Source organism: Myxococcaceae bacterium JPH2, from assembly GCA_016458225.1.
Lineage (GTDB): Bacteria > Myxococcota > Myxococcia > Myxococcales > Myxococcaceae > Citreicoccus.
Genome location: JAEMGR010000010.1, coordinates 177,273 through 200,469, shown reverse-complemented (window position 1 = coordinate 200,469; position 23,197 = coordinate 177,273). Strand labels below are relative to the sequence as shown.

The following is a 23,197-nucleotide window of genomic DNA, read 5'->3' as shown; positions in this document are numbered from 1 at the left end:
GTGTGGAGCGAGTGATGTCCGGCGACTTCTCGTCATGGCGGAGTAGGGGAAGGGTTGCACTGCGCGGTCGTTGGGGGCTCGTGCTGCTCGCGAGCTGGCTGGGGGTGGGCTGTCCCGTGGGGCCGACCTACCGGCGCCCGAACGTCGTGGTGCCAGCGCACTTCAAGGAGGCCTCGAATGGGTGGATGCCCGCGCGCCCCAACGACGAGCGCGAGCGCGGCCCGTGGTGGGAAGTGTTTCAAGAGCCCGAGTTGAATGCGCTGGAAGCGCGTGTGGCCAGCGCGAACCAGACGGTCGCGGGCTTCGAGGCGGCGTACTGGCAGGCGCGAGCACTGGTCGCTCAAGCGCGCGCCGCGTGGTTCCCGGAGGTGGGCGCATCCGCCTCCGCCACTCGGGCTCGGGGTGCATCGCGCACGGGAGGAACGAACTCCACACCGACGACGGCGCCCACCACGGGGAGCAGCGGGACGGGCAATATCTACCGATTGTCGGTGGATGCCTCGTGGGAGTTGGACCTCTGGGGGCGCGTGCGCCGTCAACTGGCGAGCGCGAAGGCTTCGGCACAGGGCGCCGCCGCGAACCTGGCGAACGCGAAGCTGTCCGCCCAGGCGATGCTCGCGCAGAGCTACTTTCAGCTCCGGGCCCTGGATGCGAGCCAGAGGTTGCTGGATGACACGGTCGCCGCGAACGAGCGGCTCCTCACGCTCACCCAGAATCGCTACACGCAGGGCTTGGTGTCTCGGGCCGATGTGCTTCAGGCCCAGACGCAGGTGCAGCTCTCGCGCGCCGCCGCGGTGGAGAATGAGATTGCCCGAGCGCAGTTGGAGCACGCGATCGCCGTGCTGGTGGGCGAGCCCGCGTCTGGCTTCGCACTCCCGCGAACTCCACTCCGGGCCGTGCCGCCGCCGATTCCCGCGCGCCTCCCCTCGTCGCTGCTGGAGCGACGCCCGGATGTCGCAGCGGCCGAGCGCAAGGCCGCCGCCGCGAACGAACAGATTGGCGTGGCGATCGCCGCGTTCTTCCCGGACCTGTCGCTCTCCGCGTCCACTGGCTTCACCAGCGCGGCCTTGTCGAAGTGGTTGAGCGCGCCCGCGTGGGTGTGGTCACTCGGGCCGCAGTTGGTCGCGACCTTGTTCGACGGCGGGCAGCGACTGGCACAGACGGATGCGGCGCGTGCCGTCTATGCGCAGAGCGTGGCCGAGTATCGGCAGACGGTGCTCTCCGCGTTCCAGGACGTGGAGGACGCGCTTGTCTCGCTGCGGGTCCTCGAGCAGGAGTTGGTCTTTCAGCAGTCGGCGGTCGAGTCCGCGAAGCAGGCCCTGGAGATCTCCACCCACCAATACAAGGCCGGCACGGCGACCTACCTGGAGGTCCTCGTCGCGCAGACGACCGCCTTCGCCGCCGAGCAGAAGTGGGTGAACCTCTCAGGCCAGCGGATGGTTTCGGCGGTGGGGCTCATCAAGGCCCTGGGCGGGGGCTGGGACGCGAAGGACTTGGAGCCCGCTGAGAAGTGAAGTGAGGGTCGCTCACGTCGACTCAGGAATGAGTCCAGGGCCGAATTGCAGCGCGCCCGCGCTCCCTCCTCCCGTGGCCCACTGCTCCAGGTCCCGTGGCGTGTCGCGCGCGACGTCAGCGTAGAGGTGCACCTCGGCCCAGGCGCCGGCTTCGCGGAGGGCCCCGGCCAGGGCTCGCTCGGCCAGGGTTCGCACGGCCGCGTGCGTCGCGGGCGTGCTCGATGGGAGGGCGCTCCGAGCGAGGATGGCATTGCTGCTCTCGGCTTTCAGCGTCCAACCCGCCGCGAGGAGGGTATTGCGCACGTGGTCCACGGCGGCATCTCGCGCGTCCATCGCCGCGTCGGAGGGATCCTCGGTCCCTTCGGGGAAGCGCACGTCCACGAACATCGCTGCCACCCAGGGCGTGGTGGAACGTGGGGCTTCGTGCCCGAGCGCCGCTCGCAGTGCGCCCAGGAACGTGGCCACGTCTGGGAATCGCTCCTCGGGGCGCTTGGCCATGGCTCGGCGCGCTGCTTCACACACGCCCGTGGGAGCCTTCACGTGCTCACCCAGTCGCGGCGCCGGCGCGTGCAGGTGCTGCTCCTCCAACTCCACCGCGCTCGTGCCCGAGAAGGGCAGTCGTCCCGTGAGGAGCTGGTAGAGCAGGACGCCCAGCGCGTACTGATCCGTGCGAGCGTCCACGGCCTGCCCGCGAATCTGCTCCGGCGCCATGGCCGAGGGCGTCCCGAGCACCGCGCCCTCCGAGGTCAATCCCTGGCTGCCTCCGCGCGCGCGAACCTGGGCGATGCCAAAGTCCACGAGCTTCACGCGGAAGCCCTCGGGCTGAGGGACCATCATCACGTTCTGGGCCTTCAGGTCGCGGTGCAGGACGCCCTGCGCATGGGCGAGCTGTAGCGCGTCGCCCAGTTCCTCCAGCACGGTCAGTGCCTCCGCGAGCGAGAAGGGGCCCCGGTGCGCGAGCCATGCGTCCAGGCTCCCGCCCTCCAGCCACTCCATCGCCAACCACGGTCGTCCGTCCGACAGCTCGCCGGATTCGCGTACCTCGACGATGTGCGGGTGGAGCAGTGCGCGGAGCGTGTCGGCCTCTTGCTGAAAGCGGCGGAGCACTTCGCTCGCCATCGAGTAGCGCGAGCGCACCACCTTCAGCGCCGCGAGTTCTCGCGTTCGCTCATGCCTGGCGCGGTACAGCCACGCGGTGAGCCCGGGATGGACACGGGCCTCGACAATCCAAGGGCCCACGCGCGCGCCGGGCTCCAACTCGTCACCGTAGAGCGAGAGCTCGGGCTCGGAGTCCGTGAGGGAGGCTGTCTCGTCTGGGAACGGCGGCCGACGGTTGTTCATGCCGTGGCCTCGGTTCGGTCCGAGTGGGAACGAGAGAGTTCACGGACGCGCTCGGTCCACAGCGGGGCGATGCGTATCGCGGCGTTCGCTTCGTCCAGGATGGAGCGGAGGCGCGGCGCGTCCTGCGCTGCGCGTGCGGCCTCCGCCGCCGCGACGAGGACCTCCAATCGTTCATCCGGTGTGCAGTGCTCCTGTGCCTCGGCAGAGAGCCGTGCCCACTGCGCGCCGTCGTAGGCGTGGGCCCCTTGGGCTTCACCCAGGCCGCGCATCACCGCGTGCTGGAGGACGCGGCTCCCCAGGGGCAACCTCCGCGCGGCGCCCGTCTCCTCCAGCCACGCGAGCTGTCGCGCGGTGCCGTCGAGGTCACCCACCGCGAGGGACAGGCGCGCCAGCAGCAGGCCATCCTGGGCCATGGAGTGGGGGAAGAATCGCTGGCTGAGCTGTCCCGCGCGACGGGCGAGCGGAAGCGCCTCGGTGGTGCGGCCCTGGTAGAGGAGCAGCTCCGCGAGGTTGAAGGCGGACGTGCGCTCGATCTGCACGTTGCCCCATTCGCGTCCCAGCGCCACGGCGCGCTCCAGATCCGAGCATGCGCCCGCGACATCCCGCTGCGCCACGCGCAGCACCACGCGGTTGTTGAGCGCGACGCCCAGGTGCAGCAGATCGCCCGTGGCCTCACAGCGCGCGATGGCCTCGTTGAAGCGTTGCTCGGATTCCTCGCGCCGCTCCGTCCACGCGAGCATGGCGCCGAGCATGGCCAATGAGATGACCTCTGCCTCCGTCTCTCCCGCGTCCCGGGCCAGCCTCGCCGCGCGCTCCAGCGCGGGCACCGCCGCCGCTGCGTCGCCTCGCCGCACGATGACTCGCGCACGGGCCAACTCCTGGCGCGCGGCCAGCTCGGGCGGCGCGGTCTTCTCCAAGCGACCCAGGGCCCGTTCGAGCAGCGCCGTGGAGCCCTCGGTGTCGTCCTGCCAGTCCAGCGCGGTGGCCTCCTCCAGCATCAGGTCCACCGCCAGCAGGACGTCGCCCTGGGTCTCCGCGAGCGCCCGCGCCGCACGCAGATCCGCCACGGCATCGTCGATGCGCTGAAGGCGGTAGCGCACGCGTCCTCGGCCCGACAGGAGGAGTCTCCGGACGGGGGACTCGCCTCGTGTCAGCAGGTCCAGCGCGGCGGTGTAGTGGCGCTCGGCGTCCAGCAGTCGGTGCTCCCTTCGCGCGGACTCGGCCAGGAGCGAATGAAGCGCCAGCGCGTGGTCCACGTCTCCCGCGGCCTCGGCGAGTCGAGCGCGGCGCGGCGTGGGGGCATCCGGAAGCGCGGCGAGCGCGGCCTCACAGACGCGGTGCACGAGGGGCGCGGGCAGGAGCGCCGCGAAGGCCTCGCGGAGGCTGGGGTGCTCGAAGCGCCACCGGCCGGGACCCCGTGCGCTGAGGAGTCCCGCGCGCGCCAGCCGTCCCAGGCCCACGCCCGGATCATGCGAGAGGTCCAGCCCGCAGGATGGTTCCAAGCGCGCGAGGGTGGCCGTCACCTCGTCCAGCCGGACCTCGTCGCCCAGCAGCGCGGCCACGAAGAGCAGGGCGCGCAGGCCCGAAGGCAGCGTCGCGAGCCCTCGCTCCGCGAGGCGTTCATCCGGGCTGTCGGTCGCGAGTCCATGCATCGCGTCCGTCGCCAGATACCAGCCCTGACCATCTGTCTGGGAACGCAGCGCCCCTGCGGCGCGCAGTGAGCGCACGGTCTCAGCCATGCGCAGCGGCGATCCACCGCAGCGCTCCCCCAGCGTTCGCAGCAGTCCCTCGGGCACCAGCTCCACCGGCCGCAGCAACTGTCGCAGCACGGTGCGCGCGGCCTCGTCGTCCAGCGGGGCGAGCACCCTGCGCGCGGAGTCTCGGGCACGTTCACCCAGATAGGGGCGCAGGCCCAAGAGTCCAGGCTGGCCCGCGAGCACCACGCACAGGGGCGCGTGTGCCGTCGCCAGGGTCGCCAGCTCCAGTGCATCCAGCGCGATGGGGTCGAGCAGGTGCGCGTCGTCCACCAACACGACCCGAGGTCCCTGGGCGGCAAGTCGCCCCAGGTGCTCCGCCACCGCGCGCGCGATGTGCTGCCGGTGCGCCGCGGGATGAGTTGTTCCGGATGCGGACGGTGGGGTCTCCGGTGCGAGGAGTGCACGCACCGCCTCGGCATGGGACGTGTCGGGTGGCAGGCCCAGCACGGCGGCCACGAGTTCCCTGGGGCCGCTGTCGTCGGAGGCGCCCTCGGAGCGTGACGGCTCGATCCGCAAGCTCTGCACGCCGGGCAGTTGCTCCAGCTCGCGATGCCACTCGGCCAGCAGGCGGGTCTTGCCCAGCCCTTCGCTTCCCAGCAGCGTGAGCAACACGGGCGCCCCTGTCTCCCGTGCCCGCGAGAGCCCTGCTCGCAGCCAGTCCAGGTCCGCGTCTCGTCCCTCGAGTTCGGAGCATGGCGGAGCAAGTTCGGCCACGGGCGCGCGAGGCGTGTCGCCCCATGTGCCGCTGTGGGACAGGGCCTCCGGGGTCCGAGGGACCAAGCCCGCTTCCGCGGACACAGGCCACCAGCGCCCCGGGTGCTCCAGCGCCGCACCCGCGAGGGTGACGCGATCCCCCCGCTCGCGGACCCGCAATGGAGCGCAGTGGAGCGCGATCCGCGAACCCTCGGGCAAGAGTGGAGTGAGGGCTTCGGCGGCCTTCCTCGCGAAGTGCAGACCGCGCTCCACCGTGGGCGCGTGCGGGAACGCGACAATCACCTGGCCTGGATCCATCCGCCCCATGACCGCGCCCAGCGGGAGCAGCGGAGCGAAGACGGAGGCGGGAGACAAGCGGGTCCGCACACCCAGCAGCGCCACGTCGCGGACGGAGCAGCGAGCTTGAAGCACCGTGGGCTTCTCGAACGCCTGCACGGAGACTTCGGCCAGGGCTGGCACCGCTCGGAGCGCCTCGACGAGCGCTCGCGCGTCCGCGAACCGCGCCTCGGGTGCCTTGGCCAACAGCCGCTGCACGAGCGCTGTGACGGCGGAAGGCACGTCACCGGCGAGCGGCGGCGGTCTGAGTGCCACCTGGGCCTGGAGGACCGCGGACGCGTTGCCCACGAACGGCGGCCGTCCACTCAGCATCTCGAAGAAGACGACGCCCAGGCTGTAGAGGTCCGCGCGCGTGTCGATGCGCCGAGCGTCCTGGCACTGCTCCGGAGCCATGTACTCGGGCGTTCCCAGCCGCTGGCCCGTGAGCGTCACGGTGGGCGCCGGCGCGGGCTGATCCAGCGTGTCCTCGGGGCGAGCCAACCCGAAGTCGAGCAGCACCACGCGCGGCCCCGCGAGCATCACGTTCTCGGGCTTGAGGTCGCGGTGCACGATCCGCGCGTCGTGCACGCGGACGAGGGCCTCGGCCATGCCCACCATCAACGCCTGGGCTCGGGACCAGGGCAGGGCGCCTGACCCCGGCTGCGTCGCGAGGTGATGGGCCAGCGTGACGCCCGCGATGGCCTCCATCACCAGGATGGGCTCACCCGCGGCCGTGGCGCACTCGCCCAGCAACGCGGGGACGGCGGGTGGGCCAATCCGCCGCAGCGCCTCGCGCTCGCGGCCCAGGCGGTCGAGGCTGTGTCGCTCCAAGACCTTGAGCGCCACCGTGTGGCCATCCGCCTCGCGTCGCGCCAGGTAGACGCGCCCGAAGCCTCCCTGGCCGAGGACTCCCAGGGCCATGTGTCCTGGGACAATGGGCAGTGCGGGGGCGGGCGTCCCCTCGGCGCGCGTCGCGTTCGCGGGATGCAGGGGACACCGCTCCACCACGCGTCGGTGACAGGTCGAGCAGCGCATGCGCATGGAGCAGAACGGTCGGTGGGGGCGTTTCTTCGATGAACACGCCCCGGGCGTCTGGGTCCACTCGCGATGCGGCCCCAGGGTGCGTGAGCACGCACACTCCGGGGCCGGGGTGGACTCAGTCGCTCAGCTCAGGCAGGTCCGGCAACGCGTCCGGGTCAAGCTTCAGCAACACACACAGGCGCGTCAGCGTGGGGATGGTCGGCACCATCACCCCGCGCTCCACCCGGGCGAGGACTTCCACGGGGAGTTCCAGGTACTCGGCGACTTCTTCCATGGAGAGCCCGGCCTGTTGCCGTGCCGCCTTCAGCGTCGAGCCCAGTGCCTCGGCCCGCTCTCTGCGACTCGTCGTCATGGGCCCGAGCATGGCGCCATCTGGCCGTTCCGTCACCCCGAAACCTACACGCCCAGGACCCAGGACGACGCCCCGGGCGGGGACCGGAAGGGGGCGCCCCGTCGGCCGATGGCCTGGGGCGTTCCGGGAGCGGCCGGAGAGGGCAAGTCCGCCATCCTGACCGTCTGATACGACCTCCGAGGTAGGAATGGTGGGCCCGCTCGCTCGCCTGGGATGCCCCGCGGCCCGAGGCGCCCTGGGGTGGCGGTTGTCGCGAGTCGTGGACACGGTGCTCGGGTGGGAGAGGCATTGGCGAGGTATGCGGGGGTGTGCTAGTCCGCCGCTCCCCGTTCCACGTGAGGAGATGCGAATGGCCCGCCGTCACGTCCGCGTCGTCGGCGCGATGCTCCAGAACGATGAGGGGCGCTACCTCATCACCCAGCGACCCCCCAAGGCGTCGCTGCCCCTCTTGTGGGAGTTCCCGGGCGGTCGCGTGGAGGAGGGCGAGGACGATGCCGAGGCGCTCGCCCGCGAGCTTCGCGAGGAGATGGGCGTGGACATCGAGGTGCTCGACCAGGCGATGCACACCCGCCACGAGTACCCGACCTATGACATCGACTTCCGCGTGTTCCACTGTCGGCTGAGTGACGCTCGCACTCCCATCCAGCACCTGCGGGTGCACGATCACCGCTGGGTCGGGTTGGACGAGATGTCTCAGTATCGATTCCCGGACGCCGACGCGAAGACACTCGCCAAGCTGCTCGACCTGGATTCCTGAGGTGCGGCGCGCGGGCGTCGTCGTCGGGTGCGTGCTGTCTCTGGCGGGGAGCGCCTGCACGCGCCCTCCCTCGGTCTCCGGCTTGGACGCTGGCACCGTCGCGGCCGAGGGGCTCCCGGGCTGTCTCCACTATGGCGAGCCGCACCGCACTGGCGCCGTCCCGCCCGAGCTGCCGGAGCTGTCCGGCCTGGCCGCCAGCCAGCGCCACCCGGGTGTCTTCTGGGCGCACAATGACTCGGGGAACGCGTTCGAGGTGTTCGCGATCAACGAGGCCGGGCAGGTGCTCGCGCGGGTGACGCTCACGGGCGCGGAGTCTCGGGACATCGAGGACGTGGCGGTGGGTCCGTGTGCTCCGGGCGACGCGCGCCCCTGCATCTGGCTGGCGGACACGGGCGACAACTTCGGGTTCCGTCGGGAGGTGCGGCTGTATCGCCTGCCGGAGCCGGAGGTGCTCGGGAACGCGACGCTGGCGGTGGAGACCCTGTCGTTCCGTTATCCAGACGGCTCGCACGACGCCGAGTCGCTCGTCATCGAGCAGCAGACGGGGCGGCTCGCGGTCATCACCAAGACGCGCAAGTCCTTGGGCGAGGTGTTCGCCCTCGACGGATTGCGCCCGGACAGCGTCACGCTGGCAACGAAGCTGGGGACGCTGCACGCGCCCGGCGGAGACCATCGCTCCACCGCGGCGGACCTCCATCGTGACGGGCAGCGGATGCTGGTGCGCACCTACTCCCGCGTCTGGGAGGTGCGGCGCCCCGGGGCCACGAGCCTGGAGGAGCTGGTGCACGGCGACGTGGTGGAAGTGCCCGGCGCGAGCCAGGCCCAGGCGGAGGCGGTGGCCTTCCTGCCGGATGGCCGGGGCTATCTGCTGGGCAGTGAGTTCACTGGCCAGCCCCTGGTCCGAGTCGATTGCCGCTGAACGGACGTTGGCGCACGGACATCCCGAACAGGCCGTGGGGCGTTCCGGTTGACGGGCCGGCCGGGGTGATCATCTTTCGCCAGTCAGGTGGGGACGTCGCGCGACATGGGTCGCGTGCGTGTTGGGGGGCGGGGGAGGCCAAGCGTGCCGACGATGAAGCCACAGGATCTGCCGCCAGGGATGGGGCCCCGTGGAAAGAAGCCAGACAAACCCACGCCAACGCGCGGCGGGTTCAAGTTTGGCTCGCCACTGGGCTACATCCTGTTGCTGGTCCTGGGATTCTTGCTGTTCCGCAATGTCTTCCAGGACGCGGGCGTGCGGCGCGTGAGCTACAGCCAACTGCGCGACGCCATCGAGAACGGGCAGTTCAGTCGCGTTCAGATTTCCAACGAGTGGGTGAAGGGCTTCCTCAAGGAGAACGCCCAGCCGCCGGCCGGTGAGCAGAAGACACTGCGCAGCGAGCCCAGCGCGCTGCCGTGGATGGCCTACCGCGTCCCGGGCGATGACGAACTCATCCCGCTCCTCGAGGAGAAGGGCATCCAGTTCGAGGCGGTGCCCCAGTCCAGCTTCAGCGAGGTGTTGTGGATCTGGCTGCTGCCCATGGGCCTGCTCATCCTCTTCTGGAGCTTCATGATGCGCCGGATGACGGGCGGCATCGGCCAGGGCCCCCAGAGCGTGATGAGCTTCGGCAAGACGCGCGCGAAGGTGCAGGCCGAGTCGGACACGGGCGTGGGCTTCAAGGACGTGGCCGGCGTGGACGAGGCGGTGGAGGAGCTGCGCGAGATTGTCGAGTTCCTCAAGACGCCGGAGAAGTTCCGGCGCTTGGGCGGACGCATCCCCAAGGGCGTGCTGCTGGTGGGGCCGCCGGGCACGGGCAAGACGCTCTTGGCGCGCGCGGTGGCGGGCGAGGCCGGAGTGCCCTTCTTCAGCCTCTCGGGCTCCGAGTTCGTGGAGATGTTCGTGGGCGTGGGCGCGGCGCGCGTCCGCGACCTCTTCGCGCAGGCCACGGCGAAGGCCCCCTGCATCATCTTCATCGATGAGCTGGATGCCATTGGCAAGAGCCGCAACGCGGGCATCGCGGGCGGCCATGACGAGCGCGAGCAGACGCTCAACCAGCTCCTCGCGGAGATGGATGGCTTTGACAGTCGCGCGGGCCTCATCATCCTGGCGGCCACCAACCGCCCGGAGATTCTCGACAGCGCGCTGATGCGCCCGGGACGGTTCGATCGTCAGGTGCTGGTGGACCGCCCGGACAAGCGCGGGCGCGAGCGGGTGCTGGAGATCCACTCGCACGGGGTGAAGCTGGGGCCGGACGTGGACCTGCGCGTGATTGCCTCGCGCACGCCGGGCTTCGTGGGCGCGGATCTGGCCAACGTGGTGAACGAGGCGGCGCTGCTCGCGGCCCGGCGCAACCGCGACGCGGTGATGCGCGCGGACTTCGAGGAGGCCATCGAGCGCGTGGTGGCGGGGCTGGAGAAGAAGAACCGCCGGATGAACGAGCGCGAGAAAGAGATTGTCGCGCACCACGAAGCCGGCCACGCGGTGGTGGGGTGGATGCTGCCCTACGCCGAGCGGGTGACGAAGGTCTCCATCATCCCTCGCGGACTGGCGGCGCTGGGCTACACCATGTCGCTGCCCTTGGAGGACCGCTACCTCATGTCGCTGGAGGAATTGCGCGACAAGATGGCGGGGATGATGGGCGGCCGGGCGGCGGAGGAGCTGTTCGTGGGAGAGATTTCCACGGGCGCCTCCAATGACTTGAAGCAGGCCACGGAGATCGCGCGGATGATGGTGCGCGACTACGGCATGAGCAGCCTGGGGCCGGTGGCGCTGGGCAGCGAGCACGGGCCGGGCTTCTTGCGCTCGGCGGGCATACCGGAGACGCGCTCCTACTCCGAGCAGACCGCGCGGATGATCGACGAAGAGGTGCACAAGCTGGTGGCCGAGGCCCTGGAGCGCGCCCGTCACGTGCTCAACACGCACCGCGACAAGGTGCAGGCCGTGGCCGCGCGCCTCCTGGCGACGGAGGTCATCGAGGAGGACGCGATGATCACCATCCTGGGACCCAAGGTCATCGCGGAGCGGGGCCTGCTGCACCCCGAGGCCCGGGCGGTCATCTCGGCCCACCCGGTGGCGCCGAACGAGCCGGAGACCCCGCCCACCCAGCACTCGGATTCTCCCGTCGACGCCTGAACGCCTGCCTCCCGTCCGGACCGCCGTCGGCTGCAACCGGCGGCGGCCTGCGGCGTCCAACAGGCGAAATTATCTTCAGGCCGAAGGGAGGAGTCGCCGTGGAGAACCGAATCGGCAGGAGCTACGTGGCCCGCAAGGCCCTCTTCGCCAAGGGGCTGAAGGCGGGGCGGCTCACGGTGCAAGAAATCGAGGAGGCCTTGCCCGCAGGGACGCTGACGGCGGCCGAGCGGTGGTTGCTGTACTACTCGCTGCGCGCCGCACAGGTGGAGATCATCGACGAGGTGACCGGGCAGGTGGACCACGGGTTCATGGCCGAGTCACCCGCGGCGCCATCCGAGCACTAGCGCGTTGACACGACCGCCTCGGCGGTTACGTTCGCGCGGCCCTCGAGCATTGCACGAATAGGTTCGACATGACCGGCAACACGCACAACGACACGCAGACGGAGGCCACCGAGGCCGCGACCCCCACCCCCGAGGGTGGCCCCGCCCAGGATGTCCCGGGCAAGGAGGGCGCACCGGCCGTGGATGCGGAGAAGGCGCGGCTCCAGGCCGACCTGGACGCCTCGCGCCGCCGCGTGGATGAGCTCGCTCGGGCCTACCAGGCGCTCAACAAGGACCGCGAGGAGTTCAAGCAGCGCCTGACGCGCGAGCGCGAGCGGATGATCGACGTCGAGCGCGGCGATGTGGCCGTCACGCTGCTGGAGGCCATCGACGAGCTGGACCGGGCCCTGAGCATGGGCGGCGAGGACGGCTCCTCGTTGGCGCAGGGCGTCCGGATGATCCGCGACAGCCTGCTGCGCAAGGTGCAGGCGGCCGGCATCGAGCGCCTCCAGGTGGTGGGGCAGTCGTTCGATCCCAACCTGGCCGAGGCCGCGGACATGGAGATCACCCCCGTGCCCGAGGACGACCAGAGAATCGTCGCCGAGGTGCGGGCGGGCTACCGCCTGAAGGACCGGATCATCCGGCCGGCCCGGGTGAAGGTGGCCAAGTACATCCCGCCGGCGAACGCCTGACAGTGGACCCGGCGGCCGGGAAGGGCCCGGCGGTGCGCGCTGTTGAGGCGGATCGCCATGGCTCGCCGTGTAAGCTTCCGCCCCGTGCACCCTCGCTTCCTCTCCGTGTGTCTCGTGCTGGCGCTCGCTCCCTTGGCGGGTGCCGCCGAGGATCCGCTGACCCCCTGGCTCCAGGCCCGCGCGCGGGAGCACGCCACCTACATTGGCGTCCACGCGGCGGGAGCAGACGGGCGGACGGGCGCCATGGGCCTCTGGCAGGAGCGCGCGCCGGGCTCGTCGGGCTTGCCCAACTTCGTTCCGCCCACCTCCTTGGCGCCGCTGATCCGCGCCGTCGAGGCGGGCGTGGTGAACATCACCGCGGTGAGTCCGGGCTCGGCCCCAGGCGGGATGAAGCGCTCCACGGGCTCCGGGCTGGTGCTGACGCCGGACGGGCTGGTGGTGACCAACAACCACGTGGTGGCCAACTCCCGCGCGCCCTCCATGGGCACGATGGTGAACCCCGATGCGCCGCGCGTGGAGGTCGGGGGCCGAGAGGGCTCCACCGCCCAGCAGATCTCCGTGCGCCTGGCGGACGGCCGTGAGTTCCCCGCCGAGGTGGTGGGCCGCGATGCCTCCACCGACGTGGCGCTCCTGCGCCTGAATGGCGCGGAGATGGACAAGCTGCCGGCCGTCTACCTGGGGGACTCGGACGAGCTTCAGGTGGGGGACTGGGTGGTGGCCATCGGCAACCCGTTCGGCCTCGACCACTCGGTGGCGCACGGGATGATCTCCGCCAAGGAGCGCGTGCTGGGCGTGGGCCAGTTCGATGACTTCATCCAGACGGACGCCCTCATCAACCCCGGCAACTCCGGCGGGCCGATCTTCAACATGAAGGGCGAGGTCGTCGGCGTGGCCACGGCCATCATCAGCGAGGGGCAGGGCATCGGCTTCGCGGTGCCCATCAACCTGGTGAAGGACCTGCTGCCCAACCTGCGCGAGAACGGGAAGCTGGAGCGCGGGTGGCTGGGCGTCGTCATCAACGAGGATGGCGAGAACGGCGCTCAGCGCGCGCCCATGGTGCGGGACGTCTACCGAGGCAGCCCGGCCGCGGCGGCGGGCATCCGTCCGGGGGACCGGCTGGTGGCGGTGAACGGGCGCCCCATCGGCAGCTACCTCCAGCTCCTGCGCAAGGTGGCGCTGTTGGCGCCGGGCACCGAGGCGCGGCTGACGCTCCTGCGCGGCACTGGCACCCAGGACGTGACGGTGCGGCTGGTGGCGCGCCCCGCGGCGGAGGCAACCTCGGGGCTGACCAACCGCGCCAGCAGCAGCGCCAATGACGTGGGGCTCCTCCTGCGGGACTTGACGCCCGAGGTGGCGGCGCCGCTGGGCTACGAGGCCTGGACGGGCGCGCTCGTGTCCGGCGTGCTGCCGCGCAGCGCGGCGGAGCAGGCCGGGCTGCGCGCGGGCGACGTGGTGACCGAGGTGAACCGGCGCCGCGTGAAGGATGCCGCGGGAGTCCGCGCCGCATTGGAGCGGGGCAGCGCGGGCGCCAGCATCCTCCTGAGGGTGCAGCGGGGCACGGTGCTTCAGTACATCGCCATCGCCCGCTGACGCCCCGTCGTGCCTAGCGGCGAACCTGCGCGTCCTTGCCGTTGAGCCACAGGCCGAACTGCTCGCCGGTGCGGCCCTCCGTCACCAGGATGGACTCGATGCGCGCGTTGACGCCGTAGATCTTCCCGCCGCCCTTCTTGGGGAGGGCCCACACGCCCTGCGGCGAGAAGACGACCTGCGCCCGCACGCCGCGCATGGAGAACATCCGGGAGAACGTCCCGCCGTTCCACATCTCCGGCGCCGTGCCGCTCACCGACAGCAGCGGCAGCACCGGGTTGCCCTGCGCATCCGTCTTCTTCGGCGCGCCGTGCGTGAGCGCGTACTTCCCGGCCCCGAAGAAGGGCGTGATGTTGATGAGGTACTCGTTGGTGCCGGGGTTGAAGGCGCCCGGGGACAGCATGCTGGCGTCGTCCTCGGTGACGATCATGTACAGCCGCTTGCCCTGGTACTTCTTGCGGAAGGCCTCCGCCTGCGACTTGCACTGCGGGTCCACGAGCGCGCCCTCGCACTCGCCCACGTACTTCTCCAGGAACGCGCCCAGCCCCCCCAGCGGCTCGGACTCGTCGCGCAGCTTCGCGAAGCGGGAGTCCACATCGGCCAGGGCAAGCGCGGGCAGCAGGACAGCGGCGGCAACCAGGAAGCGATTCACGGTGATGCGACTCCAGGAAACAGGGGGTTGGGACCTCGGATGCTGCCACCCCCGGCGGCCGTGCGGCAGCCCTTTCCGGGGAGGTGAGGGCGGGTAGCGACAGGTGAATAAATTGCCTACATGTGGCTACCATGTAGGGTGTGCCTGTCACTTCCTGTTTCTGGAGGCACCCCGCGTGAACGAGCGTCAGCAGGACCGCCGCACCCACCTGCGGTTCGACAAGGTTTTCACCGTGTATCTGTCCACCCAGGACGGAATGATGCGGGGAATCGGTCGCAACATCAGTGCGCGGGGCATGTTCATCGAGGTCCGGGATTCCCTGGGCCTGGGCGAGAAGCTGAAGGTGACGTTCGCGGGCGAGGACGGCACGGAGATGACGTGCCTGTGCGAGGTGCGCTACCAGGTGGCGCTGGCCTTCGGGCGCAAGGACGGGCGTCCGGGCAGCAGCCGCGGCGTGGGCCTGCGCATCGTGGCGTACGAGACCATGGATGACGCGCCGCTGCTCCTGGTGGACCGCGAGCGCGTCATGCACTGAGGGGGTGCCGGAGCGCGGGGCCCGGGGAACGGGCCTTCCGGAAACGACAAAGGGCACGGTCCTTCCGAAGAAGGCCGTGCCCTTCGTGCGTCACGGGCCCGGAAGCCGGGCCCGCTCGGCGCGGATTACTGCGAGAAGCCCTCGAGGAGGTAGTGGGCCTCGATGCGCTTGAGCGCGAGGATCATCGCGGCGCAGCGCGGATCCACGGCCTTGCCGATGCAGTACGGCCGGCTGTCGTGCATCTCCGTCTTGCGCGGCTGGTTGCGCGAGATGTCGCGGATGATGCGGTAGTTGCGCTTCATGGCGCGCTCGAGCCGCTGGTCGACCTCGGCCTCGCTCCAGCGCTCCATGCGCTTGTTCTGGATCCACTCGTAGTAGCTCACCGTCACGCCGCCGGCGTTGGCGATGATGTCGGGGATCATCTCGATGCCGCGCTTCTGCAGGACGCGATCGGCCTCGGGGGTGGTGGGGCCGTTGGCGCCCTCGGCGATGAGCTTGACCTTGAGCTTCTCGGCCACGTCGGCGGTGATTTCTCCGCCCAGCGCCGCGGGGATGAGGATGTCCGCCTGGACCTCCCAGAGATCCTTCTTCTCGATCTTCTGGGCGCCGGGGAAGCCGATGACCGAGCGCTTGAGGTTCTTGGAGTCCGCCACGTAGGCGGCCAGGGCCTGCGCGTCGATGCCGTCACCGTTGTAGATGGTGCCGTCCGCGTCGTTCACCGCCAGCAGGCGAGCGCCCATGCTGGTGAGGATGAGGGCGGCGTGGCTGCCCACGTTGCCGAAGCCCTGGAGCACGAAGGTCTTGCCCTTCACGCTCTCGCCGCGGTCCGCGTAGTAGTCCTCGATGCAGAACGCGACGCCCTGGCCGGTGGCCTTGCCGCGGCCCTCGGAGCCGCCGATGCGCACGTCCTTGCCCGTCACGATGCCGCGCAGGTTGTGGCGCTCGCGCTCACCGTCGGAGAACTGGCGGTAGAGCAGGGCCATGATCTCCGGGTTGGTGCCCACGTCCGGCGCCGGGATGTCGATGTTCGGCCCGATGAGGCTCTTGAGCCGGTACATGAAGCGCAGGGTGATGGCCTCCAGCTCCTCCTTGCCGTACTCGCGCGGATCAATCTGGATGCCGCCCTTGCCGCCGCCGAACGGAACCTCGGAGATGGCCGTCTTCCAGGTCATCTCCGCCGCCAGGGCCTTGAACAGGTCCAGCGACACCTCGCGGTGGTAGCGCAGGCCGCCCTTATAAGGACCACGCGCCTGGTTGTGCTGGACGCGGTAGGCCTTGAAGCGCTGCGACTCACCGGGGACGAGCTGGTAGACCTTGCCGTCCGGCAGGCGCAGGTGTCCACGGCTGATGGACACGTCCGAGCCGAGCAGGGCGCGGCCGTTCAGGATGATGTTGCCGTTGGCCAGGCGCTCCAGGCCTTCGGGGTTGCGCACCTGGGTGACGGACAGATCCGCGAACGACTTGGCCTCCTCCGGAAGGAGAGGCACGAGCCGGTCCTTGAGCTTGGCCGTGACGTAGAAGATGTGCTCGTAGTCGGGCTCTTCCAGCTCCAGGCGAACGCGCTTGTCGAGCCCGATGAGGTCCGCCGCGCGGTTGAAGATCTCCATTGCTTCCGTGAAGATCGTGCGCTTGGGCGAGGGGGCCGGGGCGCGCATGAAATTCTCTTCGCTGGCCATGACTGAGAACGCTCCTTGGGGGCCACCCAGTAAGAGGGGGCCGCAGGGGATAGCGGCGCCCTTATGTGCACAGGCGGTCCGAGGGGTCAACCACCGCGACATGGGCTTACTGTCCGGATTATTAAGTTATTATGAGGGGTTAGCCAACGCGGTGTGTCAGCCGCGACAGACGCGGTGTGTCACGCGTGTCACGGTGATATTCAAGTCACACGGGAGCCGGGAGAGGGGCACATCATTTCTGCTTGCCCTACCCGAACCCCCATGGTACCTACGCGCCGCCTTCGGTCACGCCGACATAGCTCAGCGGTAGAGCAACTGATTCGTAATCAGTAGGTCCCCAGTTCAAGCCTGGGTGTCGGCTCCATGAAACGGGTCGGCTGCGCAAGCAGCCGGCCCGTTTTTATTTTCCCGTCTCGCCAGAGCGGACGAGGCGCCGGCCGGTCGCGCAGCCGAGCGCGGGCCAGGGCGCCGCGTGGGTCCGAATGTCCGACATCCCTGCGCCTGACTGATCCGTGGGTTCTGCGCCCACGCGTGGGCTGGGCGGCGCTACGGGATGTCTAGCGCCTCCATCGCCACGGAGCCCATGGCGCTGTCATGCATGACCGTGGATCCGCTGTGCCAGTGGAGCTCGTGGCGCGGCGCAGGGCTCCATGCACCGCTCGCGTTCGCTGTCATCCCGGCGGATGGATTGAGGGACGTAGGCTTCGAGTTGAGAGGAATTGTTCCATGCGATGGCACGAGTGGGTTCGCAATCCATGGCGCGGTGCTTCGCAAATCCTTGAAGTCGTGTCGTGAGGATTTGTCTGGGTGCGCAATGAAAGCCGGGATGATTCTGTGTTATCGCAATGCCACTCGCGGCTTTGGAGCGGTGGCGTCTCCCGTTGCCTCGCCGTCTCTGAACGCGAGCCGTGAGTTCGTGGATGTGACACGAGCTCCATCGCAGAGCGTCGCAGTGTCGTGAACGTCATCATCCCGATGGCTTCATTGGGTTGTGCTGGAGGAATCACCATGCGCCGAAATCTCCCCTGGATTGCGCTGATGTTCTCCCTCGCCGCTTGTGGCGGTAGCGAGGAGCCCGCCTCGGTGTCGAAGGGCACGCCGGAAACTCAAGCAGAGGCGCTCTGTACGTCGGACCCGTGGGCGTGTGCCTGTGCGACGCACACCACGCGCGATGAATGCCGAGCGGACAAGTCCTGCTACTGGACGGGCCCGACCGCCGCGGGCTCGGTCAGCGCCATGTCCAACTCGTACTGCAAGCCCACGTACGAGGTTCAGGCCGCGCAGTAGCGCTCCGCTGCAACGTCACGGCTGACGGCGCGACGAGACCGGGCGCGCCGCCAGTCATTCCCACTCGCCTCTTGGGGGCGGGCCGGCCGGAGGGACGGGACTCGCGCCGCGCCGAGTGCACCGAGTACGCTCTCGCCCTCGCGGGAGGGTGTCTGAGTGCTGGCGTGCGTGGATGTCCATTACGTCGAAGACGGTGCCACTGGAGCGCTGTTGCTCTTCTCCGATTGGACCTCCGAGACCCTGGCGGATCAGCGCGTCGTGCGGCTGCCAGCCCCCGCGGAGTATCGGCCCGGACACTTCTACGAACGCGAGCTCCCGGTCTTGATCGCCTTGCTCTCCCAGGTCGAGCAGCCCCTGGGTGCAGTCGTCATTGACGGCTACGTCTGGCTGGGCGCCGCGAATGAGAAGGGATTGGGCGCCCACCTGTACGAGGCGCTCGGGCGCACCGTGCCCGTCGTCGGTGTGGCCAAGACTTCATTCAAGGGCGCGGACTTCGCGGTGCCCGTGCTGCGCGGCGATGCCACGCGTCCGCTCCATGTGACGGCCGTCGGCATGGCGCCGGACGTCGCGGCGGAGCATGTCCGGTCCATGCACGGGCCCTACCGCATCCCGACGCTCCTGAAGAATGTGGATCGCCTCTCGCGGCAGTGAGGCCCCGGTGCCCGTCTCTCCTTTCGAGACAGGGGGGCTGCTGGGGAGCCAGAGGCAACCAGCCACTCCCTGGGCCGGACTGCGCGGGGCGCTATCCGACGACGTACACCTGCGTGGGTACTCCCTCGTGGACGAGGGTGCGCTGGAGCTTGAGGCCAATCCGCTCCGCGACGCGGATGGACGGAGCGTTGTCGGGATGGATGAGCGCCACCAGGGGAATGTCCGCGGCCGCCTCGTGGGCGAAGCGCAGGGCTGCTTGGGCGAGCTCCGTCGCATAGCCGCGGCCCCAGGTCCAAGCCGCGAGGCGATACGCCAGGTTCAGCACGAGGCGCCCCTCGAATTCCTTGCGCCGCACGCCCCCGATTCCCACCACCTGCCCGAGAGATTCGCGTGGCTCCACGGCCCAGTACCCCATGCCGTGCCGGCTCCAATCCTCCTCCCAGCGCGAGAGCAGGGCGCGAGCCTCGTCCCGTGTATGAAGCACGCCAATCGAGCCGGTGTAGCGATGGGTCTCCGGGTCGGAGTGGAGGGCGAAGACCGCGTCCACGTCATCCGCGTGGATCGCGCGAAGCAGCAGCCGCTCCGTGGTCAGGTGCTCGTGGGGGCGCGACATCGAGAGAGCCTCGCTCAGGAGTCACCCGGTGCACCAGCGCTTCCTCGTCGAGGGGCGACGGGACACGCACCGAGCGCCTCTGCGCCGAGCCGGCGGCGTAGAGGCCGGCTCGGCAATGACAGACAGTCGGGGCGCCCCAGGTTCGGGCCTCGAGGTCGCCCCGTGGTTGTCTCAGGACTTGGTGACCACCACGCTGATATGGCCCAGCCCCACGTTCTGCTCCGTGACGACGTATCCGCCGATGTAGTTGATGGTGTCGATCCACGGCATGCTGCCCCGTCCCACCACCGAGTCCTGGTCCTTCTGGTGTGAGTAGAACGACGCCACGGAGTTGGACTCCGAGTAGGTCGGGTCCCACACGCCCACGTTCAGCGTGTTGTCGTCATTGTATTGGGTCATGACGGTGACGCTGTTCTGTCCGGAGTCCAGCGCGCCCACCGTGGCACTGGACATCGAAATGATCTGGGTCGAGTCCGGAGTGCTGACGACGACGCTCAAGGTATTGGCCGTGTTGTTGACGATGGTCGTCATGAGCGAGTTGTTGTTGGTCATGGGCAGCTGCGGATTGGCCGGGATGGGCATCATCGTCTCCGAGAGGTTCGAGGTGGCGATCGCGCACCGAGACGACGTCTCCGTGGCGAGCGCGCCCTGCCTTGAGCAATGCCCATGCCGAGCCTCGAAGCAGGGCGCGCTCCTTTGGGACGGGGCTGAGCGCCCGTCGGGCCACCCGGTTCGACATGTCGATGGGGCTCGAGCGACATGTCGACGCGGGGCCACCACCGGGAGGGCGACGGATTCGTCCCTCGCCCGGGCGGTTTCGTCCCACTGGGGTGGCGGTTGATCCCTTCTCGCGCCTCGTGTCGGGGCGGTGCCGTAGAAGCTCGGGCGCTGAACCACGCAAGCGGCGTCAGGCCGCGGGGTGCGTGGTCCCTGCAATGAGGCAGAGGGGGTTATCGCATGCGATACATGAAGTCGTGGGGAGGCTCGCTCTTGGCGAGCGCCTGTTTCCTGTTGTTCGCGCCAGGGTGTCAGCCCAGTCCAGACGCGGGCGCTTCATCGGAGGCGCCTGGCGCGCGCCCGGCATCCCAGACTCAGGCCATCACCTGTGGAACCAGCCAGATTCCGGTGATGACGAGCGCCACGTCGCCGAGCGGCATCGTGACCAGCTCGGGAGTCTTCAGCTCGACCTATGACGCCTGGATGGCGTTCGACGCGGTCGACACGCCCAGCTCCATGTGGATCTCCGGGCTGCGCCAGTCTCCCGCCTGGATTGGGTATGAATGGACAGACGGCCCCCGGCGGATCATCCGCTACGCCATCCGCTTCTCGAATGGATCGCTCACCACGCGCGCGCCCAAGGACTGGACGCTCCAGGCCTGGAACGGGTCGCAGTGGGTGGTGGTGGATACGCGAACCAACGAAGTGAACTGGGGGGGCGCCGAGCGCCGCGAGTACACCCTGCCGGCGAACGCGACCTACTCGAAGTTTCGTCTCAATGTGACGGATGACAATGATGCACGCACGGGCATCGAGGTGGTCTCGATGGGCCGGCTCGAGCTGTTGGGCTGTCAGCCCGACACGACGCCCCCTACGACGCCGGTCCTCTTGCACTTCAGCCCGGCCTCGCCGTCCAGCACCTCGAACCCCAACCTGTTCGGGAACGCGGAGACGGGCTCGACGGTGCGCGTGTACACCAACGCCACGTGCTCGGGGAGTCCGGCCGTTTCGGTCACGGCCGCGACGGAGAGCCTGTTCTCGGCGGCTGTCCCCGCGACCGCCAACGCGACGACGGTTTTCAGCGTCACGGCGACGGATCCCGCCGGCAACGTGTCCGGTTGCTCTCAGCCGATGAGCTACGTGCACGACGGCATGCCTCCGACGACGCCCGTGATGACGGGGTTCCAGCCCGTGTCGCCGAGCAACTCGCTCACGCCCCAGGTGCGCGGCACCGCGGAGAAGGGGAGCACCGTACAAATCTTCAAGGGCGCGGGCTGTGTGGCGCCCGTGGTGGTGAGCGCCGTGGCGGATGCCACCACGGGGGCGTTCTCCGCGGCCGTGACCGTCACGGCCAACACGACGACGGGCTACTCGGCGCAGGCCGTGGATGCGGCCGGGAATGTCTCCGCGTGCTCCACGGTCAGCAATTACTTGCACGACAACATCACTCCCGCGGTGCCCTCGCTGACGGGCTTCCTGCCGGTGTCGCCGGGCAACACACTCACGCCTCAGCTTCGCGGCACGGCGGAGAAGGGGAGCACCGTACAAATCTTCAAAGGCGCGGGCTGTGTGGCGCCCGTCGTGGCGAATCCCACGGCGGATGCCACCACGGGCGCGTTCTCGCCCGCCGTCACGGTGAGCGCCAACACCGCGACGACCTTCTCTGCTCGAGTCCTGGACCCCGCGGGAAACGTCTCGACGTGTGCCGTGGCGATCAGCTACCGACATGACGGCATCGCGCCATCCGCGCCGGTGTTCACTCCCGGCTTCGTTCCCGCGGAGGGGAACGGCACGGTGGGCATCGTTGGCGCGTCCGCGGAGGCGGACTCGCGAATCATGTTGTTCACGAACGCCGCGTGCACCACGCAGTTCGCTCCCGCGGGCCCGTTCCAGGTGGATCCGTTTGGTTCGGTGGCGGTGCCGCTGACCGCGAGCCAGCGGGCCGGCCCCCTGTTCGCGGATACGCGAGACGCTGCGGGCAATCGGTCCCCCTGTGTCGCCGTGCCAGTGGCTTGCGACATGGGGTTCGCGGACTGCGATGGCAATCCGGCCAACGGCTGCGAGGTGGATCTGCTCTCGGATGAGGCGCACTGTGGAACGTGCAGCACCGTGTGCGCGGGCGCTCCGTCCGCTCACGCGGTGTGTGGCGCCGGGACGTGCGGCCTGGGCTGTGTAGTGGGCACCTTCGACTGCGATGGCAATCCGGCGAACGGCTGCGAGTCTCCCGTGGCATGCGCGCCTCAGACGTGCAGCGTGGACTTCCAGTCCGAGCTGATGATCACCAACCTGTCCGTGGTGGAGGACCCGGACCGGACCACGACCGATGGCGTCTGGACCTTCGGGCATCTCATGCGCCAGATGAATGGCGGACAGGATCCGTCGAACCTGGTGCGCAACTGGCTGAAGACCTGGAACACGGAGCAGTTCATCGGCTTCACGGATGTCCAGGCTCGACCCAACATGAACGGCATGGTGCTGACGCCGTGGGAGAGCCGCAGCGGTGGGCCGGGGGCCCCGCTGGACTTCGAGACCGCGCCGTTCCGGCTCCTGGCCATCGTCAATCGCATGGACTTGCGCAAGGAGGGGGTGTTCGCGGGCGAGGGGCGCTTCGTGTTCGGTGTCACGGACTCCTTTGGCAACGCCCTGCCATTCACCGTCATCCTGGAGTACGTCCTGCCCGGCGGCTCCGCGGATGAGATCCAGCGGTGGGCGCGTGACTGGCACGAGCTGGGTCGCATTGGCGTCGGGAACCCGGGCTACAACGAGAAGCTCGAGGCGCTCACGGCTCGGTTCACCCAGTCGTTCGTCGCGCGGGGCGCGTACCTGGGAAGCGCCATCCATCAGGTCCGCACCAACGAGAACGCGTTGGATCCGTTCTGGGAGCTTCGTGAGTTCCACCTGGGGGCCGGAGGGCTGGAGCCCGCTCACGTCGCGCTCACGCCTGACCTGATCTTCAACGGGTCACCCATCCTGACGGACTACGTCAACCAGAACATGTCCTCGGTCCTCGCGGAGTCGCATACCTTCCCGGAGGACTTGTTCGAGAACCAGCCCCTGCTCGCCGGCTCCGCGCTGACGCCGTTCAACTTCGTGTGGACCGTGCAGTCGGTTCCCAACGAGGCGCGCTTCAAGCTCTCGGTGAACACCTGCAATGGCTGTCACTCGGGTGAGACGAACACCGTCTTCCTCCACGTGCGCCCGCGCGGTGAGGGGCAGGCCTCCGCCCTGTCTCCCTTCCTCTTGGGGAGCGCGCCGATTCCAGACCGATTCGACCCGTCCGTCACGCGGTCGTTCGCGGACCTGGAGCGCCGGAGGGTGGACCTGAATGGGCTCGTGTGTGGCGTGCCGACGACGAGCCCTCTCATCCAGGCGAAGGCGTCCTTCGGGACTTCGCTGCTCTCGGGCTCGAACTCGTCGGTCCGGCCCGCGGTGCCTGGCTTCCCGCCGCCGTCCAATCTCCCGCCGGGGCGCGTCCACTGACGTGAGGCATCGCGGCACGACACGGTAGAGAATCAGGGCAGGGCGCCGCGTGTATCGGGCGCCCTGTCTGTCTTTGAATCG

At 69.3% G+C, this 23,197-nt stretch carries 17 protein-coding genes, 1 tRNA gene and 1 pseudogene; 12 read left to right on the top strand and 7 right to left on the bottom strand.

The features are described from left to right. Nucleotides 1–14 precede the first annotated feature (14 nt). A pseudogene (locus JGU66_18210) lies at nt 15–1,638 on the top strand (efflux transporter outer membrane subunit). On the opposite strand, the gene JGU66_18205 reads toward JGU66_18210, so the two are convergent. The 3 genes from JGU66_18205 to JGU66_18195 form a co-directional block, all read right to left on the bottom strand. Continuing rightward, nucleotides 1,527–2,855, bottom strand: a complete 1,329-nt coding sequence (locus JGU66_18205; GenBank protein MBJ6762702.1) for a serine/threonine protein kinase — start codon at nt 2,853–2,855, stop codon at nt 1,527–1,529. The pseudogene JGU66_18210 and the gene JGU66_18205 overlap by 112 nt on opposite strands. Then, the gene (locus tag JGU66_18200) at nt 2,852–6,676 is read right to left on the bottom strand and encodes a protein kinase (protein MBJ6762701.1); all 3,825 of its coding nucleotides are present in this window, start codon (nt 6,674–6,676) and stop codon (nt 2,852–2,854) included. Before JGU66_18200 ends, JGU66_18205 begins: the two co-directional genes overlap by 4 nt. Before the next feature lie 121 nt (nt 6,677–6,797). Next, a complete protein-coding gene (locus JGU66_18195) occupies nt 6,798–7,034 on the bottom strand; it encodes a helix-turn-helix transcriptional regulator (protein ID MBJ6762700.1) in 237 nt (78 codons plus the stop codon). A gap of 349 nt (nt 7,035–7,383) precedes the next feature. Here JGU66_18195 and JGU66_18190 point away from each other — a divergent pair, with 349 nt between their 5' ends. The 6 genes from JGU66_18190 (at nt 7,384) to JGU66_18165 (ending at nt 13,508) form a co-directional block, all read left to right on the top strand. After that, a complete protein-coding gene (locus JGU66_18190) occupies nt 7,384–7,791 on the top strand; it encodes a (deoxy)nucleoside triphosphate pyrophosphohydrolase (GenBank protein ID MBJ6762699.1) in 408 nt (135 codons plus the stop codon). Between the two features lies 1 nt (nt 7,792). Continuing rightward, nucleotides 7,793–8,710, top strand: a complete 918-nt coding sequence (locus tag JGU66_18185; protein MBJ6762698.1) for a hypothetical protein — start codon at nt 7,793–7,795, stop codon at nt 8,708–8,710. A 180-nt stretch (nt 8,711–8,890) separates the two neighbouring features. Beyond that, complete coding sequence (gene ftsH / locus JGU66_18180; GenBank protein ID MBJ6762697.1) at nt 8,891–10,903, top strand: ATP-dependent zinc metalloprotease FtsH; 2,013 nt, start codon at nt 8,891–8,893, stop codon at nt 10,901–10,903. A 98-nt stretch (nt 10,904–11,001) separates the two neighbouring features. Beyond that, complete coding sequence (locus JGU66_18175) at nt 11,002–11,247, top strand: hypothetical protein (GenBank protein MBJ6762696.1); 246 nt, start codon at nt 11,002–11,004, stop codon at nt 11,245–11,247. A 68-nt stretch (nt 11,248–11,315) separates the two neighbouring features. Continuing rightward, nucleotides 11,316–11,918 (top strand): nucleotide exchange factor GrpE, encoded by a 603-nt coding sequence (locus JGU66_18170; GenBank protein ID MBJ6762695.1) that lies wholly within the window; start codon nt 11,316–11,318, stop codon nt 11,916–11,918. A 57-nt stretch (nt 11,919–11,975) separates the two neighbouring features. Continuing rightward, entirely contained in the window at nt 11,976–13,508 is a 1,533-nt protein-coding gene (locus tag JGU66_18165) for a trypsin-like peptidase domain-containing protein (GenBank protein ID MBJ6762694.1), read from the top strand. Between the two features lie 13 nt (nt 13,509–13,521). Here JGU66_18165 and JGU66_18160 read toward each other — a convergent pair whose 3' ends face one another. Continuing rightward, nucleotides 13,522–14,157, bottom strand: coding sequence for a hypothetical protein (locus tag JGU66_18160; protein ID MBJ6762693.1), 636 nt, complete (start codon nt 14,155–14,157; stop codon nt 13,522–13,524). A 175-nt stretch (nt 14,158–14,332) separates the two neighbouring features. On the opposite strand from JGU66_18160, the gene JGU66_18155 reads away from it, so the two are divergent. Then, nucleotides 14,333–14,692, top strand: coding sequence for a PilZ domain-containing protein (locus tag JGU66_18155; protein ID MBJ6762692.1), 360 nt, complete (start codon nt 14,333–14,335; stop codon nt 14,690–14,692). 125 nt (nt 14,693–14,817) lie between these two features. On the opposite strand, the gene JGU66_18150 is transcribed toward JGU66_18155, so the two are convergent. Further along, nucleotides 14,818–16,368, bottom strand: coding sequence for a Glu/Leu/Phe/Val dehydrogenase (locus tag JGU66_18150; protein ID MBJ6762691.1), 1,551 nt, complete (start codon nt 16,366–16,368; stop codon nt 14,818–14,820). A gap of 289 nt (nt 16,369–16,657) precedes the next feature. Between JGU66_18150 and JGU66_18145 the strand changes: the two genes are divergently transcribed. The 3 genes from JGU66_18145 to JGU66_18135 all read left to right on the top strand — a co-directional run bounded on the left by JGU66_18145 (nt 16,658) and on the right by JGU66_18135 (nt 18,306). Further along, nucleotides 16,658–16,732 (top strand) — tRNA-Thr (locus tag JGU66_18145). Between the two features lie 644 nt (nt 16,733–17,376). Further along, on the top strand, nt 17,377–17,655 hold the full coding sequence (locus JGU66_18140; GenBank protein ID MBJ6762690.1) for a hypothetical protein: 279 nt from the start codon (nt 17,377–17,379) through the stop codon (nt 17,653–17,655). 156 nt (nt 17,656–17,811) lie between these two features. Next, nucleotides 17,812–18,306, top strand: a complete 495-nt coding sequence (locus JGU66_18135) for an endonuclease V (GenBank protein ID MBJ6762689.1) — start codon at nt 17,812–17,814, stop codon at nt 18,304–18,306. Between the two features lie 91 nt (nt 18,307–18,397). On the opposite strand, the gene JGU66_18130 is transcribed toward JGU66_18135, so the two are convergent. Together JGU66_18130 and JGU66_18125 are read right to left on the bottom strand one after the other, a co-directional pair. After that, the gene (locus tag JGU66_18130; protein ID MBJ6762688.1) at nt 18,398–18,919 is read right to left on the bottom strand and encodes a GNAT family N-acetyltransferase; all 522 of its coding nucleotides are present in this window, start codon (nt 18,917–18,919) and stop codon (nt 18,398–18,400) included. Nucleotides 18,920–19,090: 171 nt separating this feature from the next. Continuing rightward, complete coding sequence (locus tag JGU66_18125) at nt 19,091–19,504, bottom strand: hypothetical protein (protein MBJ6762687.1); 414 nt, start codon at nt 19,502–19,504, stop codon at nt 19,091–19,093. A 372-nt stretch (nt 19,505–19,876) separates the two neighbouring features. On the opposite strand from JGU66_18125, the gene JGU66_18120 reads away from it, so the two are divergent. Then, nucleotides 19,877–23,116: a hypothetical protein gene (locus JGU66_18120; GenBank protein MBJ6762686.1), complete on the top strand. Its 3,240-nt coding sequence runs from the start codon at nt 19,877–19,879 to the stop codon at nt 23,114–23,116. Nucleotides 23,117–23,197 lie beyond the last annotated feature (81 nt).